At 65.7% G+C, this 16,326-nt stretch carries 15 protein-coding genes; 10 read left to right on the top strand and 5 right to left on the bottom strand.

From position 1 onward, the window contains the following. Positions 1–84: 84 nt before the first annotated feature. From V3C34_RS16690 to V3C34_RS16680, 3 genes are all read right to left on the bottom strand, one after another. Entirely contained in the window at positions 85–816 is a 732-nt protein-coding gene (locus V3C34_RS16690; protein WP_255218317.1) for a F510_1955 family glycosylhydrolase, read from the bottom strand. A gap of 158 nt (positions 817–974) precedes the next feature. Next, positions 975–2,471, bottom strand: a complete 1,497-nt coding sequence (locus tag V3C34_RS16685; protein ID WP_346007699.1) for a multicopper oxidase family protein — start codon at positions 2,469–2,471, stop codon at positions 975–977. A 34-nt stretch (positions 2,472–2,505) separates the two neighbouring features. Then, the gene (locus V3C34_RS16680) at positions 2,506–2,739 is read right to left on the bottom strand and encodes an SHOCT domain-containing protein (RefSeq protein ID WP_068326527.1); all 234 of its coding nucleotides are present in this window, start codon (positions 2,737–2,739) and stop codon (positions 2,506–2,508) included. Positions 2,740–2,926: 187 nt separating this feature from the next. On the opposite strand from V3C34_RS16680, the gene V3C34_RS16675 reads away from it, so the two are divergent. Together V3C34_RS16675 and V3C34_RS16670 are read left to right on the top strand one after the other, a co-directional pair. Beyond that, positions 2,927–3,622: a response regulator transcription factor gene (locus V3C34_RS16675; protein WP_346007698.1), complete on the top strand. Its 696-nt coding sequence runs from the start codon at positions 2,927–2,929 to the stop codon at positions 3,620–3,622. Beyond that, a complete protein-coding gene (locus tag V3C34_RS16670; protein WP_068326519.1) occupies positions 3,619–4,737 on the top strand; it encodes a sensor histidine kinase in 1,119 nt (372 codons plus the stop codon). Before V3C34_RS16675 ends, V3C34_RS16670 begins: the two co-directional genes overlap by 4 nt. A 441-nt stretch (positions 4,738–5,178) precedes the next feature. Here V3C34_RS16670 and V3C34_RS16665 read toward each other — a convergent pair whose 3' ends face one another. Further along, entirely contained in the window at positions 5,179–5,565 is a 387-nt protein-coding gene (locus V3C34_RS16665; protein WP_068326516.1) for a heavy metal-responsive transcriptional regulator, read from the bottom strand. A 177-nt stretch (positions 5,566–5,742) separates the two neighbouring features. Between V3C34_RS16665 and V3C34_RS16660 the strand changes: the two genes are divergently transcribed. The 8 genes from V3C34_RS16660 (at position 5,743) to V3C34_RS16625 (ending at position 14,438) form a co-directional block, all read left to right on the top strand. After that, entirely contained in the window at positions 5,743–6,933 is a 1,191-nt protein-coding gene (locus tag V3C34_RS16660) for an MFS transporter (RefSeq protein WP_068326513.1), read from the top strand. Between the two features lie 376 nt (positions 6,934–7,309). Further along, the gene (locus V3C34_RS16655) at positions 7,310–7,585 is read left to right on the top strand and encodes a hypothetical protein (protein ID WP_346007697.1); all 276 of its coding nucleotides are present in this window, start codon (positions 7,310–7,312) and stop codon (positions 7,583–7,585) included. Positions 7,586–7,596: 11 nt separating this feature from the next. Next, positions 7,597–7,935, top strand: a complete 339-nt coding sequence (locus tag V3C34_RS16650) for a hypothetical protein (protein ID WP_346007696.1) — start codon at positions 7,597–7,599, stop codon at positions 7,933–7,935. Between the two features lie 1,374 nt (positions 7,936–9,309). Next, a complete protein-coding gene (locus V3C34_RS16645) occupies positions 9,310–10,572 on the top strand; it encodes an ATP-binding protein (protein ID WP_346007695.1) in 1,263 nt (420 codons plus the stop codon). Between the two features lie 23 nt (positions 10,573–10,595). Further along, positions 10,596–12,593: a hypothetical protein gene (locus V3C34_RS16640; protein ID WP_346007694.1), complete on the top strand. Its 1,998-nt coding sequence runs from the start codon at positions 10,596–10,598 to the stop codon at positions 12,591–12,593. Further along, positions 12,590–13,114: a hypothetical protein gene (locus V3C34_RS16635; RefSeq protein WP_346007693.1), complete on the top strand. Its 525-nt coding sequence runs from the start codon at positions 12,590–12,592 to the stop codon at positions 13,112–13,114. The genes V3C34_RS16640 and V3C34_RS16635 overlap by 4 nt, the downstream gene beginning before the upstream one ends. After that, positions 13,114–14,178 (top strand): M23 family metallopeptidase, encoded by a 1,065-nt coding sequence (locus V3C34_RS16630; protein ID WP_346007692.1) that lies wholly within the window; start codon positions 13,114–13,116, stop codon positions 14,176–14,178. Before V3C34_RS16635 ends, V3C34_RS16630 begins: the two co-directional genes overlap by 1 nt. A 32-nt stretch (positions 14,179–14,210) precedes the next feature. After that, entirely contained in the window at positions 14,211–14,438 is a 228-nt protein-coding gene (locus V3C34_RS16625) for a hypothetical protein (RefSeq protein ID WP_346007691.1), read from the top strand. 411 nt (positions 14,439–14,849) lie between these two features. Here V3C34_RS16625 and V3C34_RS16620 read toward each other — a convergent pair whose 3' ends face one another. Continuing rightward, positions 14,850–16,325, bottom strand: a complete 1,476-nt coding sequence (locus V3C34_RS16620; protein ID WP_346007690.1) for an ATP-binding protein — start codon at positions 16,323–16,325, stop codon at positions 14,850–14,852. Position 16,326 lies beyond the last annotated feature (1 nt).

The following is a 16,326-nucleotide window of genomic DNA, read 5'->3' as shown; positions in this document are numbered from 1 at the left end:
GTGCGCCACCCCCGGTCCGGCCAGACGGACCATCAAGGTCTGGATGAAGGCCACCCGATGATGCACAGGGACGGCGACGACGGGTCACTGAACCAGTGTCTGAGTGGTCGTTCCTGCATCCGTGGTGCTGATCACGCGCCCATCGACAGACGCGATGATCTCCAGCTGCCCGTCGCTGGTGCGGCCCGCCCACAGCGCTTCGGCCTGACCGATGCTCTCGGGATGAAGGGTCCAGGTCTGGCCGGCGTCCCTGCTGGTCGCCAGTCTTCCTTCGGCTGACGAGGTCACGATGGTCTCTTCGTCGGCCCAAGCGACGAGGACGGCGGTCTGCGGTGGGTCGAGAGAGCTCCAGGTCGCCCCTTGATCCTGGCTCATGAGCAGGCCAGCGCTCGTGGTGGCCAGCACCTTCCCCGACGTCGGAGCAGCGGCCAGTACTCGTGGCGGCGAGGGGATGTCCCGCGTGGTCCAGGTCGTGTTGTCGCTGGTGTGTCGGAGCGTTCCGTCAAACCCGATGACGCCGTCTGGGCCGACCGTCAGGGCGTGGAAGTCCGAGCGTCCACCGAGTGAAGCGACCTGCCAGGTCCGGCCTGTGTCCTGGGATGTGATGAGACCGACTGGCTGGGGCAGATCGGTGCCGGGCGCTGGGTGGCCGGAGGCGTACAGGGTGCCGTCGTCGTCGATGGTGAAGCCCATGAGGTCGATGGCAGGCCCTATGCGGGCGAGTTTGCCATCGACCTTCTGGAACAAGCCTTGGTGTGAGGCCACGAGAAGGTCGCCGGTGAGCGGATGTCGGGCGATCCCGTGAACATGAAGCATGGGTGTGGGCTGTTCGGCCGCAGCGCCTCCTGCAGGGGTCGACGACTGGCTACCGGCGGACTGGGGCGTCCCGGTCTCGGAGGTGGACGAACAGGCGGCCAGCAACGCCACGACAGCGGCGGTAGCGACACCAAGGACAGCACGTCGTCGAAGGGGCCTCATGTGGTGTACTTCAGGGCGATCATCATGCCAGCCTCGGCGTGGTAGATGTTGTGGCAGTGGATCATCCAGTCACCTGTGTTGTCAGCGTCGAGGTCGATGGCGAATGACTGCATCGGGGCCATGAGGACAGTGTCCTTCCTGAGCCCGGAGGGCAGGGCGAAGGTGTGCCCGTGCACGTGCAGCGGGTGGGTCATCATCGTCATGTTGGTGGCGTTGATCCGCAGTCGTTGCCCGGCCTGGACGGTCAACGGTTCGTTCTCGCCGAACGGCGCCCCGTTCATCCCCCACGCGTAGGGCTGCATCGATCCGGTGAGGGTCAGCCGCGTGGTCGCATCAGCAGTCCTGCTGGGTAGCTTGGCAGCCTGGGTGGGTCGGAGGTCGGAGCCGATGAGGACCTTCCCGGACAGTTCTCGTGGGTTGGCGCCCTCACCGGGTGCACTGCCGCTTCCGGTGCGGATCAGGGCCATGGCCTGGCCACCGCTGGTCTTGCCGACCGGCTTGGCCACCAGGGGAAAGGCCCCGTCGCCAAGGGTGACGATCGCGTCGTACCGTTCACCCATCCCGATGTAGAACGCATCTGTCTCGGTCGGTTGGACAGGGAATCCGTCGCTGTGCGTGATCGTCATCCGATGCCCTCCGAGAGCGACGGCGAAGATGGTGTCGGAGGCGGCGTTGATGAATCGCAGACGAACCTTCTGCCCAGGCTTGGCAGTGAGCGTCTCAAGGTCTGCGGGCGGGCGCCCGTTGATGAGGAAGTAGGGATAGGTCACATCTCCGGCGTCACCCCAAGGCCCGGCCTCGTCCGTGGTGCCTCGGCTCATGCCATCCATCTCGCCGTGGTCCATGCCATCCATGCCACCGGATCCGGAATCATTGGCCACGAGCTCATCCAGGACCTGCTCGGGTGTGGTGCCCGTTCCGTCGATCCAGTCATCGAGGACAAGGACCCACTCGGTGTCGTAGTCCCCTGGCTCCTTCGGATCGTCGATGATCAACGGGGCGTACAACCCACGGTCGAGCTGGACGCCTACGTGGGGGTGGAAGAAGTACGTGCCCGGGTCGGGCGCAGTGAACTCGTAGACGTAGGAGGCGTCTGGCTTCACCGGGTCCTGGGTCATGCCGGGGACCCCGTCGGCTTGGTTGCGCAGACGAATACCGTGCCAGTGGATGGTGGTCTCGTCCGGCAGCTGGTTGTCGAGAGTGACGCGCAGGAAGTCGCCGGCGTTGGCTCGCAGAAGCGGGCCCGGCACGGCGTCGCCGTATCCCCAGGTCGAGACGGTGCGGCCCGCCAGGTCGAGGGTGATCGGCTTGGCGGTCAACGTCTTGGTCACCACCGCCTGGCCACGGTCAGGTGAGACAGGCGTCGGGGCACCGAACGGGCCCTTCGGTGTACTTGGACTCGATCCCTGGGTGGCGGCATAGGCTCCCAAACCGACTGTGCCGGCGGCACCGAGGCCGCCGATCAGCAGGCCACGGCGAGTGATGGTGTTCATAGTTCCCTTCCAAGTGTCGATGTGCCGACGCACGTCAGCGGCCGTGAATGATCAGATGACGTCGCTTCTCGTACTCATCGACGCTCAGGTCACCGCGGGCCAGCCCTTCGTCCAGAAGCGTCAAGGCGTCAGGTCGAGGGGGCTCTGAGCCGGCCCTCTTCTGCCCGGGGAAGAGGGCACGCACGGCGAGTACGACGATCACCCAGAAGGTGAGGACCCCCGCGGTCATGCCCAGCCACATCATGTCGCAGCCCTGGTTCCACATCATCGGGAGACTCCTTCCTGGCGCCGACCTTCAGCCGGCATACGGACAGACTCTCGGAGGAACGTCATGGATTGGTGGTCTCCGCGTTGAGGTTTGACGAAGATCGTCGTCAATTCACCGCTGATGTCTGTCGCGGCGAGGCCCTCGGGCGAGACTGTCTGTCGTGAGCACACGACCCCCTGTTGAGCCGTTGGCGAAGGTGCTCGTCATCGAGGACGAGAAGACGCTGGCTGAGATGATTGCCGCCTATCTCGCCCGTAGCGGGTACCAGACCGCCGTGGAGAACGACGGCGTTGCCGGAGTGCACGCAGCACGAGAGCAGTCCCCAGACGTGGTGATCCTCGATCTGGGACTACCCGGACTGGACGGCATCGAGGTCTGCCGCCAGATCCGCACCTTCAGCGACTGCTACGTCATCGTCGTCACTGCCCGCACGGACGAGGTGGACACCCTGATCGGCCTGTCCGTGGGCGCCGACGACTACGTCACCAAACCCTTCAGCGTGCGCGAGCTGGTGGCACGCGTCCAGACGGTCCTGCGTCGCCCCCGGGGCGGGAACCCCGGCAACTCCACCGCTGCGGCAACCCCATGGGTGTTCGGCGATCTTCAGGTCGACCCGCTCGGGCAGCAGGTTCACCTGAAGGGGGAGCCAGTGCCGCTGACCCCTACAGAGCGGGATCTGCTGATGACCATGGCCCAACGACCCTCGATGGCCTTCACCCGCACGCAGCTCATCGAGGACGTCTGGGGTGGCGGCTGGGTCGGCGACGAGCACCTGGTCGACGTCCACATCGCTCACCTGCGACGCAAGCTCGGAGACAACCCCGATCTGGCTCGTTACATCGCCACGGTGCGCGGCATCGGTTACCGGATGGGGTCGGGATGAACAAGCGCGTCAACACACTCTCCAGAGGCTTGGCGCCGCGGTTGCTCGTGGGACAGATCCTGGTACTGCTTGCGGGGGCACTGACCGCTGGGCTCGTCGCCGCGGTCATCGGCCCCCCGATCTTCCACGACCACCTCCTTCAGGCCGGGCACCAGCAGAACACACCCGAGCTGGTCCACATCGAGATGGCCTATCGGGACGCGTCGCTCATCGCCCTGGGTGTGAGCCTGTTCATCTCTTTGACGGGGGCCACCGCGGTGGCCTGGTTCCTTGCCCGACGGCTGCGCCAACCGCTGGCGTTGATGACCGACGCCGCCCGCGAACTGAGTCGTGGCCACTACTCCACCCGGGTGCCACACGTCGGTGCGGGGACAGAGCTGGAGACCCTCGCCGGCGCCTTCAACGTGATGGCGGCCCGGCTGGAAGGGGTCGAGGACACCCGACGAAGGATGCTGTCCGACCTCGCCCACGAACTGCGCACGCCGATCGCGACCCTCAGCGCCTACCACGAGGGACTCCACGACGGCGTCGTGGCACTCGGTGATGACTCTCGGCTCGCGTTGACCGCTCAGACGGAACGGCTGGCGCGACTGGCCGAGGACATCACCGCGGTCTCCACAGCCGAAGAAGGCCGCCTCGCCCTCGACGTCCAGCACCACAAGATTGCTGACCTGTTGTGGGCGGCCTACGGGGGGGTGCGTGAGAGCTACTCCGAGAAGGGCCTCGACTTGGTCCTGGACGTTGGCAAGGCAACAGGACTCGAGACCCTCGTCGATCCGGTCCGATTCGCCCAAGTCATGAGCAACCTCCTCACCAACGCACACAGGCACACCCCTGCGGGTGGAACAGTCACCCTTGCGGCGGGACGCGAAGGCGATGAGGCCATCATCACCGTCACCGACACCGGCGACGGCATGACCCCGGACCAGGTACAGCACGCATTTGAACGCTTCTATCGCGGCGACTCGGCACGCACAAACGACCGGCGAGGATCGGGCATCGGACTCACCATCAGCAAGGCCATCATCGACGCCCATCGCGGAGGACTCACCGCTTCCAGCCCCGGCCTGGACAAGGGCTCGTGCTTCACCATCTCCCTCCCGCTCGTGCGCTGAAAGAAACGAATTCGCCGAAATCCTGATGCAGTGCTGCATATGACCCACGGGCCCGCCCGTCATCTCCGCCCACGTGGTGATTGACGACGCATGCTTCGGAATCCGGACACGCACCGCAGATCCTCGAGCAGATCCGCTCCTGCATGAAGGAACACTTCCCGATCTCCTTCGACCACTCGCCACCATTCGACTAGAGACGATGTACGGCGGATCATTAGGCGGGACAAGGGCCCGTGATTTCGTCACCGCAAGCCGACGGCGACGATCACATACGCAAGGCCGGGACGCTTCTCCAGCGCCTGCGACCTGCAGATTAACGGCACCCTCCGCTGGATTTGAGGGAGCGGACGGTGCTCGGCTTACTGAGTTCGATTCTCAGCCAGTGATGGGTGTGTGGTGACATTCCTCTTGCGGGCGTGCCACGGGTGGGCACCGGTGCCGTCACAGGAAGCGGCAAACTCGAACGGAGTCGCTGCGGTCGGGTCCCGCGGCAACGCTGTCGTGCAACTGGGACACCGTGTCACGGAGGTCCTGCAGGGCGGTGATTTGAGCATCTAAGCCGGCCAGCCTCTCCGCGAGCAGGCCCTGGACGTGCTGGCACGGGACATCGCCGGCGTCTCGGATCCGGAGGACCTCGCGGATCTGCGCCAGGGCGAGACCGGCGGCGCGCCCGCGGCGGATGAAGTCCAGGCGGGCGATGCTCTCCGGGGTGAAGTTTCGGTAGCCGTTGGCAGTACGCGCGGCTCGGGGGAGCAGGGCGTTGGCCTCATAGAAGCGGATCGTCTTCGCCGTCGTGCCACTCACCGCAGCTAGTTCTCCGATCAGCATTGCCGCCTCCCCACGTGCTCGACTTCCTCGACTTGACCTTGCCCTTAACTGGAACCCCCAGTGTGTCTTACGTGAGCTCGGGTGTCTTACGCGAGTTCGAACCGGACAGCGGGCATGAGCGGCGACTGCGGTACGAAGCAGAGAGGGCAAGGGGCCACAGTGGCGAGGCGGACAACGGTGACAGCGCTGCTGCGGCAGGCGCGGTACCGGCGGCTGTGGGTGGCGCGGACGGTCTCGCAGTGGGGAGACGCGTTCAACACTGTCGCACTGGTTCTGCTTGTCTACTCCCTAACCGGTTCGGGCTTGGGCGTCTCGGGCGTGGTGATCGCGGAGATCATCCCGGTGCTCATGTTGGCTCCGATCGCCGGCGCAGTGGTCGACCGGCTGCCGCGGATCCCGGTGATGATCGGCGCCGACCTGATGCGCGCCGGGTTGGCCTTCGCGCTGCCCTTCGTCCAAGGGCACGTGGCCGCGGTGTACGCAGTCGCGGTCGGCCTGTCGGCGGCGGCGGTGTTCTTCAACCCCGCCGCGCAGTCCGTTCTCCCCGCGATTGTGCGCGAACGGGACCTGGTCGCCGCCAACAGCGGGCTGTGGACCGCCGCGGTCATCTCGCAGGTCGTACTCGCGCCCCTCGCTGGGATCGTGGTTGTCAGCTTCGGCTACACCTGGGCGTTCTGGATCAACGCCGTAAGCTACCTGCTGTCCGCGCTGGCCCTGCGACGCCTGACCATCCCTGCCGCGCCAGCGGTGGCTACGCGCACCTCGTGGTACGCCGATGCCACCGCCGGGATTGCGGCCATGGCCGGGCACCGGCTGCTGCGGGCCCTGGCCGCTGGCCAGTTCTTGGCGGCGCTGTCCGCGGGGGCCACGGGTGCTCTGCTCGTCGTGCTGGCTCGAGCGCACTTGGCCCTGCGCCCTAGTGACTATGGGCTGCTACTGGGCGCGATCGGGGTTGGTGCGGCCCTCGGCCCGTTGCTGTTGTCCCGACTGACCGACGACCCGCGCCACCCGGTCTACGTCCTCGGACCCTTCGTCCTGCGGGCCGCCGTCGATGCAGTACTCGCCACCGTGACCGGCCTCGTCGCCGCCATGAGCGCCCTACTCGCCTATGGCATTGGCACCTCCACGGGTGCCGTGACCTTCAACTCCCTGCTCCAGACCGAGACCCCGGAGAAACTGCGTGGCAGAGTGTTCGCCGGCTTCGACATGCTGTGGCAGTCCGGTCGGCTCATGTCCCTGCTAGCCGGCGGGCTGCTCGCCGACACGCTTGGTATCCGCGCCGTCTACTACCTCGGCGCCACCCTCCTCCTCGCTGCGGCGACCGCAGGATGGATCGGCCTACGCCAAACGACCAATATCGATGAATGAGACTATCTCGTTCACCGACAAGTCACGCGGCGCCAGAGGCTGGATAGGTGGGCCCGACTCGGTGACGTCAGGTTCCGGGCCGGGTGCGACTGCTTGCCGGCGGCACCCAGATCGCGGCCCAGAAACCTTGGCTCAGTAGCAGTCTGGCTCAGAAGCCATCACGCTCGGGACTCTGGGTGCTTGACGTGCTGCCCGTAAGGGGCTGTGGATAGCCGCCTGCAACTCCAGCCCGTGTCTGGTGTGCTGAGTGTGCGGGCAGGGGGCGCCGCGTTGTCGGACACCAACCTGCTCGCGAAAGATGCGTAGTGCACTGTGCGCTGCGTACCGTTGTTGTTGGGCGATCGTCCCGACAACCAATCAGCAAGGGGTGTTCAACATGATGGGTTTCAACCTCTCCTCCCTGCCGGCCGCGCTGCCGGCAGACATCGTCAACACCGGTGGCCTCAAGGACGAGCTCTTTGGACTCCTGGGCATCGGCATCATCGCGGTGGGCCTCGTCGCCCTCTTCGCCTTCGGCACCAAGAAGTCCGGCGTGCGTGACCTGCTCTCGACGCTCGGCGGCGTGCTGATCGTCTTCCTCATCGTCGGGCTAGCCGGCCTCGTCGGCACCTCGACGGGCCGCGACATGGTCTCGGCCATCTTCAACTTCTGAGGTGGGCTGCCGTGCGACTGACGACGGACGACCGCGTGTGGCGGTTTCAGGGGCGGTTGGTCGAGGTGGACGGGATCGAGATCCCGATGCACCCGCGATACGTGGCCGTCTTCATCTTTTTGGCGTTGGCTCCGGTGCTAGCGCTCGTGTTCTCACCGCTGGGGTGGTTCCTCGCGGGCGTCTCTGGAGCGGTCTTCGGCGGGATCGGCGCATGGATCCTCGCCGACTTCGTCACCGGTGAAGTCCCCTTCGGGGCGTGGGTCCGGATCATGCGGTCCGAGGTCGAGGCGCGGCGGCGGTTCCGCCGCGACCGCCTGGACTACAACGCGAAGGTGGGTGGCCTGCGATGAAGCTTGGCCGGGCAAACAACAAGCGGGCGAAGGGGGAGGGGCTCGACACCTCGCTCCCGAAGTCCTACGACTGGCAGCTGACCGGCATCTCTGGGCACGTCACGACCGCACGGGGCGAGGTCCGCGCGTGGTATGTCCTGCGCGAGGTCGACTGGGAGTTTCTCTCGACGGACCAGCGCGAAGCGCACATCCACAACGCCGGCCGCGTCCTGGCCGGCCTCGCCGGTCGCAGCGTGCACGAGCGGGTGTCGTCGATGCCCTTCGCAGCGTCGATGTGGGCCGCTGCCCTCGACGCGGGGACACCGAGCCCGGTCGACGAGGACGCGTGGCGTCGGTACCTCACGGGCGGCCAGCGGGTCCTTGCGTCGAGGTCGCTCTCGGCGACACCGGTCCTGTGGGGTGTGTCTGTCGGCAACGAGTCGACGGTGTCGCGGTTCCTCGCCGGACTCGGCAAGGGCGACCGGGCCGGACGGGCCTCGGATCGGCTGAGCGGTGACATCGAGAATCTCGATGCGCTCATGGAGTCCATCGGTCGCCCGGCCACCCAGCGTGAGGTGGAGTGGCTCGTGTCGAGGTCGCGTGGCCTCGGCCTGCCGAACCCCTCTCCCTCGTGGGTCGCGGGCGCGGAGCCGGTGGACGTCTTCGACCTCGCTGGCGTCATGGATCAGGTCGAGGTGCACCCTGGCTCGGTCGGCTCGCGCACGCTCCGACTCGTGGGCTCGCCCGACCGGTCCAAGACCGTCGACCCCGTCGAAACGCACGTGGCTGTGCTCTCCATGGCTCGCATGGAGGATCGCTCGATCCCAGAGACCTCCCCGCCCTGGGCTGCGTACGCGCGGCGCTTCGGTGGTTTCGAGATGTCCTCGCACTTCGTCGTGCGCGATGGCCGTGGAGCGGCCAAGGACGTCGAGAAGCGACTTCAGCTCATCCACGACCAGAAGGACCAGTTCCAGCGGGTCGACTCCCGCATGGAACCGCCGATGCTCGGGCAGGCCCACAAGGCCGCCCGCGCCATGAAGCACGAGATGGAAGAGGGCTACGGAACCGAGGCCACTCGCGTCTACGCCTACGTGCGGTTCGCCGTCGCTGCGCCGACGAGCAAGCAGGCGCTCGAGCGTGCGCAGGGCCTGATCAAGCACTACGAGGCCGAGCGCATCGACCTGAAGTTCATGCGGAACGTCGAGGGTGCCTATCGCGAGTTCGTGCCGGGAGAAGGCATCTCCACGACCGCCCACCTGCGGCACATGCCGGTCATCACCTATGCGGCTGGACTGCCGAACATCTCGAGCCGTCTCGGCGAATCGAGAGGGCCACCTGATCGGCTCGACTGTGGGCGCCGGTGGGCATCCCTTTATCTGGGACATGCACCAGGGCATGGAGCGCTTCTCCCGCTCCGGCCTGACGCCTCTTGTCTCCGGGCTGGGCGGTGGCAAGTCCACGCTCATGGGTCTACTCGCCGCGCTCGAAACCTTGTCGAACGTCTCAACGACGATCTTCGACCCGTCCGGGCCGCTGGCCAGGATCACCAAGTGGGAGCCGATCGCGTCCGTCTCCAGCTCGCTGAACCTGCTCGACGCTGCCGAGGGGACGTTGTCCCCCTTCGGCGTCGTCGTCGACCCCTCGCTCGAATCGGTCGAGGCCGACGACGCAGTCCAGGAGAAGCTTCGCGCGATCGTCACTCGGCGGGAACGAGGCGAGTACCTCGAGCAGAAGTGGCGCGATGCGCAGCAGGTCGCACGCATGGAGCGCACCGCACTGGCTCTGGATGCGATGCGCAGCATCCTCCCCGAGGGCGTCATGTCCGGCGCAATGACGGAAGTCCTGCTTTCCCGGGCGCTGGCTCAGCAGACCAGTCGGCAGGACGCATCCCTCGCCGACGTCGTCGAGCTCCTGGCCGACCGCGGCCTCTTCCCCGAGGACATGGCTCGCACGCTCTACGAGAGCCTGCACCAGATGATGGACCACCCGCGGACGCGGCTGTTCTTCAACCCGGGCGCGCAGGAGCAGTCGTCTTCGCGGCTCCTCGTCATCACCCTTCCGGGTATGGGCCTGCCGAAGCAGGAGACGGAACGCTCGTCGTGGTCCGTGGACGAGCGGTTGTCCGTGGCGGTGCTCAATCTCGCGGCGCAGTTCGCCTCTTCGCGGATCTACTCGGGCGGGATGAACGAGCGAAAGTTCGTCGGTCTCGACGAGGCGCACCGCCTCTCCGAATGGGCGTCCGGGCGCAACCTCTTCGCCCGACTCGAGCGCGACAGCCGCAAGTGGAACGCGCGCATCGTCACCAGCTCGCAGGACCGCCACACCGCACTGTCGGCACAGTCGGCCTCGAAGGCACTCATCAGCGACGCCTTCATCGGCGCCCTGGACGACCCGGACCAGCAGGAGGACGCCCTTCGCCTGATCGGCGTCAAGACCGGCGTGGGGTACGAGCGGACCCTCGGCAATCTTCGATCCCCGGAGGGCACGCCAGAAAGCGCCGAGTACCGCGACTTTGTCGCTCGGATCAACGGCAAGGTGGGGCGCTTCCGCGTGAACCGGGACCTGCTGCCGGGGCTGTGGGAACTGCTCGACACCCGCCCGAAGGGGCAGGAGCGCCGTGCCCTGGGCGGGACCGCCAGCGAACTGGAGTGGGTCTGATGCGCACGGCAACGCGAGGCCTCGTGACCCTCATCGTCGGCGTCCTCGGGCTCCTCGTCTGGGGCGCCTCGCCCGCAGCTGCGGCCCCTGACCCCTTCGGCTGCGAGACGGTCCCGGTGGCCGAGTCCCCGACAGACGGTCTCGGGGGATGGGTACTTCCTGCACCCAAGAGCCCGCCGAAGACCGTCGAGCCGACATCCGGGGCGAGCCTCCTGCAGAACTACGGCGTCGCTGGCTTGTCGTGGTTCACCTTCGACGACGACTGCGACTTCGGGACGGGCGACGTCACCGACAAGCCGGCTGAGGTCACCGACGGCATCGCCTCGACGCTCTTCCTCCCTGCGGTGCTTGCAGCAGCCGTCACCGTCTCGGCTGGCAATGCCTTCGGCAACCCCGATTGGCTGGACTTCCTCGACCCGGTCTTGCAGCACACGTCGACGGCTATGGCCCAGGCGTTCACCGAGCCGCTGATGCCGCTCTTCGTGCTCGTAGCTGCGCTGTCCGCCCTGGTCTTGGCGGCTCGACGTCAGGTCAGCCAGACGCTGCGTGTCCTGGCCTTCGTCCTCATCGGCCTGTGCGTTGTCGGCCTGACCGTCGGGTGGCCGATCAAGGCGTCGAAGGCGGCCGACGACACGGTCTCGAGCGTCGTCCTCGTGGGCCAGAACAACATCATCAACGGCAAGGACGAACTGCCTTCGGATGCGGACCGGGAGCAGCCGGGGACCGTCTTCGTCGGCTCGCTCTACAAGTCGCTCGTCTGGGACGTCTGGCTTCGCGGGCAACTCGGATCGGACGACTCCGCGGTGGCGCAGAAGTATGGCTACGAGCTGTATGCGGCCCGCACCCTTACCTACGCCGAGAAGGCAGAGATCAACCGCGACCCCAGCGGCGCGGGGAAGAAGATCTACGAGCAGAAGAAGAAGGACTTCAAGGACGTCGCCGGCAAGATCAAGAAGGAAGACCCGGGTGCCTACGACACCCTGACCAACTCGAACTTCGGGCAGCGGATGGGGCTCGCCTTGGGCGGCTCGCTCGTTGCCCCGACGGCGTTCTCTCTGCCCTTCATCGCCTTCGTCTTGCTGCTGCTGTGCTTCCTCTACTGGCGTTTCACCGTGATCCTGGGGCCGATGCTCGGCACGGTGATGGCGATGATGCCGTCCGTCGCCCGCTCGGTGGCGCGCAAGCTCGTCGCTGTCGTCCTCAACACGGTGATCTTCGGTCTCGGGGCCGCGGTCTACATCTCCTTGGCTACGTACATCACGCAGACCGACGAACTGGCCTTCGGCTGGCAATGCCTGTGCATTGCCGTCCTGACGCTCGTCGGCTGGATCGTGCTCCACCCCGTGCGGGCCCTCACCCGCTTCACCTCACTGAACATGCCAGGAGCAGACAGCTCGCAGGCATCGGGTGTCATCAGCGTCGCCAAGACGGTCCTCACCATCGCCGCCGGCACGGCCATCGGGCGCAGCGCCACCGACGACGAAGACGAGGAAGAAGAGAAGGAGGAGGAGGGGCCGAAGGAGAAGTCGACCCACCAGTGGAAGGAAGGTCGCACGGACGAGGACACCGAGGCCAGCCCCGAGTCGGAGCAACCTCCGCAGATCGCGGCCGCACCGACAGCGCAACACTCCTTGGCTCCGGCGGCCGCGGATGCGCCGACGTATCGGTCCGTGCCCGATTCCGAGGGCGGACAGAGCCGTCAGCACGACGTGGTCTCGTCCGTGGTCGTTGCGGACACATCGAGCGACCGCAGCAGCGAGCCCGAGCGAGACCGAAGGGAGACCCCAGCGCCAGTCGTCATCGTCCAGCACTCCTCGGGTGAGGACGAGGTCCCCGTCGGTTCTGCCGAGCCGGCCGAGACGGTGATCGAGGCTGCGCCCCGACGTTACGACGACGCGGGTCTCGAGCAGAACGCTCTAGGCAACCCGGACGAGGCGGGGTGGGTCTTCTACGACGCGTCGACGAAGAGTTTCGTCGCCAGCAACGGCCACGACGAGACCGAGCGAGGTGAGGCGTCATGAGCAAGAGCAAAGCCCTTCGGGCGGCGGTCATTGCCCTGTCGATCCTGGCCGCCATCGTCGTCGTCCGGATGCAGCCAGGAACGGAGTCCCGCCCGCTGCCTACCGCAGCAGCGGCGACCCCGCCGAGCCCGACCACGTCCAGCTCCACCCGGGCCGCCGCAGGCGACGCCACCCCCTCCACGGATCGGCGGCGGGGTAGTTCGCTCTGGCAGAAGAGGGCTCGATCGTTCATCAGCCGCTACCCGAACACTCGAGGCGGGAAGGCGGCTTGGCTGGGAAGGCTCCGCCCGGTCGTCAGTGATGACCTCTACAGCAGCTTGAAGACGGTCCGGCTGGCCAACATCCCTTCGGGCACCTTTGGCCCTGGCGAAGTCCAGCAGACCGCCGAAGTGGGTGGAGTGATGCGCTTCCCCCTTCGTCACGGTGACGTGGCTGCGGTGGACGTCACGGTGTCGGCCACGGATCAGGGCCGGCTTCGGGTCACCGGCTTCGAGCCGGTCACCAGCGAGAGGGGGCAGTAATGGACCCGTGGATTGCCGGGTCTCGTCTGGTGTGGCGGTTCCGCGGACCCATCATCGCCGCCTTGGTCGTCTTCGTCGTCGGGACGTGGTTCTTCCTCCTCATGGTGGTTGCTGCCGTCAGCGGTGGCTTTGCGACGGAGGAGGAACCAGCGATGTCCGGCGCGTCGGTGACGTGCGTGGGCGCAACCGTGAAGGGCACCATCCTGACGCAGGAACAGGCCGGCAACGCCGCCAAGATCATTGCCGTGGCACAACGCCTCAAGATCCCTGCCAAGGGTCAGGTGATCGCCATCGCCACCGCGTTGCAGGAGAGCTCGTTGCGCAACCTCGACAACGGAGACCGCGACTCGCTGGGCCTCTTCCAGCAGCGGCCAAGCCAGGGCTGGGGCACGCCAGCGCAGATCCGAGACGTCGACAAGTCCACGATGGCCTTCTTCGGCCGGGCCGCACACACCAAGAATCCGGGATTGCTCGACGTCAAGGGATGGACGTCGCTCCCGGTCACGGTCGCAGCGCAGACTGTCCAGGGTTCTGGGTTCCCTGAGGCATATGCCAAGCACGAGGCCCAGTCCGTCGCCATCGTCGAAGCTGCCAGCGGGGACACGGGGCTGTGCAACGAAGTGTCTGTCGGGGGCTCCGGGAAGTGGAAGGCCCCGCTGCCAAATGACGGGCTCGTGAAGTCCTCGCCCTTCGGGATGCGCGTGCACCCGATCACCGGCGTGGCTCGGATGCACGAGGGCACTGACTTCGCGGCGCCCGAAGGGATGCCGATCACGGCCATGCATCAAGGCAAAGTCGTCCACGCCGGCGCGATGGGTGGCTACGGGAACCTCGTCATCATCGACCACGGCGGCGGGATCACGACCCGGTATGCGCACATGAGCCGCGTCGATGTGAAGGCCGGCCAGTCAGTGAAGGCCGGGCAGGCGATCGGTGCCGTCGGGAACACCGGCCAGTCCAGCGGTGCCCACCTGCACCTCGAGGTGCGCGTGCGCGAAGAAGCTGTCGACCCGCTGCCCTGGCTGAAGGACAAGGGGCTCGATCTGACAGGGAAGGACTCCTGATGTGGGAGAACGTGCGTCGATACGCTGTGGTCATGACGAAGGGTGACGTGGCCAAGCTGCTGAAGCAGGCTCGCGAAGCCTCGGCTGAGGTCGAGAAGCTCGAGGCGTCCTTGGCTGCTGCCCTGGAGCAGCGCAACGCGCTCTTCCTCGAGATCGCCTCCGAAGGAGTCTCGGCCAGCCGGATCAGTGACGCCGTCGGCGGCAGAGTCGGCACGAGTGGCGTGCGGTACGGCATCCTGAAGGCTCAGCAGTCGCGCTGAGGAGGCGATGACCGTGCGGAGCATCCCGAGGTATCCCGAGGTCCGGGAGGACGGCTCGATGTGGGTGCCAGTCGCCCCACCTCCGGTGCCCAAGTTCATCAGGTTGCTGGGTGCCCGCCGCGGAAATGTTGGCCGTAAGGCAGTGGTTTCGTACTCCACTGAGTGGGTCTTGGACCTTCGCGTTCTCGTCGAACACTACGAACCGACGAGCGGGGCCGGGTGGGAAACGCTTCTCTGTACCGAGGCGGCGTGGCATGAATACGAACGTCATGCCCGCTACCCAGGGCCAAATGAATGCGTCGTGGCCGCGGCCGCCCTTGTTTATCTTCAGGACGATTGATGGCGCTTGGGCGGGCGGGAGCGTCGTGATCGGAGCCTCGGGCGGAACGTGCGAAGTTTGTCCCCGCGGGTTTACGCAGTTCGGCGCTTGATAGGGCTGTTCTTCTGACGGCGACGTGCGCGACTGACCCTCTTTGGCTGCCACCGTTGGCTGGGCTTGGGCCGAGGCTTCCTCCATGCGGCCTTGTTTCCGCCCTTACCGGGGACGCGCTCCAGTTGCCCCATTGACCTTAGGGAGTAGAAGACATCCTTCATGGAGTTCTCCGAGGATATCCCGCATATGTCTCTGGCGATAGAGTTTGTGATTTCGTCATGGTCTTCGAGGTACTCCAGCACCAGGGCTTCTGGGCGCTTGAGGGGTGCGTGGGGGAGAGTGACGACGAACTGGGTCCCCACCTCGGCGAAACTTGGAGGCTGCAACTTTGCGGCTGCCATGGACCTTAGGACGGTCTGCAGGCCCTCCCCAATGTCTTGATTTGGGGGTTCGGGGTACTTGTTGATGAGGCGATTTATGACGGGGTTTCTTGAGAATCGAGTTTCTAACAGGTTGTCAACCGTCATGTGTCCGGGGAGCCGTCCTGGGCTATGGACTTCAACGCGGTTGTCGAAGACAAAGATCTTGATGTCGTCGGAGACGTTGTAGTCACGATGAATGACGGCGTTTACAACGATCTCCTTTAGTGCGTCAGGGGGATACTTCATCCGCGCGGGTCGACCCTTCGTGTCGACGACGTTGACCGATTGGATGACGTCTTGGACCGTCCGGAGGCTCTCCTCGATGAGTTGCATCGCGGGTCCCTCGATGCTGATTGGCGTCCCCTTGAGATGACGCCGCTCTGCATTCTCCCCCTTCGTCTCGTAGCGGACGACCTTCACGGCGCATTTGCGTGGAGATATGGCGGAAGGGTTATCTGCAAAGAGGACCGCCGCTGACACCTTCACAGCTCCAGTTTCCTGGTCGACAAGCCTCTCTCGTCGGACGAATTTTTGAGCATCAACGACCGGATTGATGCCGTGGAGATAGGATCTCAGTTCTGGTTCTGCGACGAGTTCCGTCTCCGAGTAGCTTTTGAGGAGTTGGCTCTCATACGAGCGAACTCCCTTGGAAAGTTCGAGCGCCGTGCGTGCGGGGGCGTCAATCGGGATTGAACTCGCACCTTTGCGCACGTATGTCTTCTTGTCTGCGGTGTCGTGTACGTCGTCGCTCTTGAACACTTGCACACGCAAAACCAAAGAGTCGTTAATCTCGGGGCAGATCAGCCACTCGTATTGGTATGGAACGGCGGGCTGGATTTCGCGAGTGAGTGAAGAGAATACGAAGTTCGCAGACTCCTGATCCTTGAAGCCGCTCCAGCGTGAATCGCCAGACGCGTCCTTTTTGTCACGAATGCCCACATAGAATTCGCCTCCGTCTGAGTTCGCAAACGAAGAGGCAACCTGCTGGACCTTCCGGCCGCTGATGTCCGTGCCCTTGAAGTCGAGGAAGGTTCCTTCGTCTTCCCGAAGGAGGCTGCGTGCCTCCCTGCCGCCAAGCTCTCGCAGATCCATG

The sequence above is a fragment of the Janibacter terrae genome (assembly GCF_039636765.1).
GTDB lineage: Bacteria > Actinomycetota > Actinomycetes > Actinomycetales > Dermatophilaceae > Janibacter > Janibacter terrae.
The sequence above is the reverse complement of the archived record's forward strand: the minus strand, read 5'-3'. Positions and strand labels throughout refer to the sequence as shown.

What these genes read in the sequence shown, in the direction of transcription:
- V3C34_RS16690 (WP_255218317.1), bottom strand. Translation starts at nt 816, where the DNA reads ATGCTTCATGTTCACGGGATCGCCCGACATCCGCTCACCGGCGACCTT.
- V3C34_RS16685 (WP_346007699.1), bottom strand. Translation starts at nt 2,471, where the DNA reads ATGAACACCATCACTCGCCGTGGCCTGCTGATCGGCGGCCTCGGTGCC.
- V3C34_RS16680 (WP_068326527.1), bottom strand. Translation starts at nt 2,739, where the DNA reads ATGATGTGGAACCAGGGCTGCGACATGATGTGGCTGGGCATGACCGCG.
- V3C34_RS16670 (WP_068326519.1), top strand. Translation starts at nt 3,619, where the DNA reads ATGAACAAGCGCGTCAACACACTCTCCAGAGGCTTGGCGCCGCGGTTG.
- V3C34_RS16665 (WP_068326516.1), bottom strand. Translation starts at nt 5,565, where the DNA reads ATGCTGATCGGAGAACTAGCTGCGGTGAGTGGCACGACGGCGAAGACG.
- V3C34_RS16655 (WP_346007697.1), top strand. Translation starts at nt 7,310, where the DNA reads ATGATGGGTTTCAACCTCTCCTCCCTGCCGGCCGCGCTGCCGGCAGAC.
- V3C34_RS16645 (WP_346007695.1), top strand. Translation starts at nt 9,310, where the DNA reads ATGGAGCGCTTCTCCCGCTCCGGCCTGACGCCTCTTGTCTCCGGGCTG.
- V3C34_RS16635 (WP_346007693.1), top strand. Translation starts at nt 12,590, where the DNA reads ATGAGCAAGAGCAAAGCCCTTCGGGCGGCGGTCATTGCCCTGTCGATC.
- V3C34_RS16630 (WP_346007692.1), top strand. Translation starts at nt 13,114, where the DNA reads ATGGACCCGTGGATTGCCGGGTCTCGTCTGGTGTGGCGGTTCCGCGGA.
- V3C34_RS16625 (WP_346007691.1), top strand. Translation starts at nt 14,211, where the DNA reads ATGACGAAGGGTGACGTGGCCAAGCTGCTGAAGCAGGCTCGCGAAGCC.
- V3C34_RS16620 (WP_346007690.1), bottom strand. Translation starts at nt 16,325, where the DNA reads ATGGATCTGCGAGAGCTTGGCGGCAGGGAGGCACGCAGCCTCCTTCGG.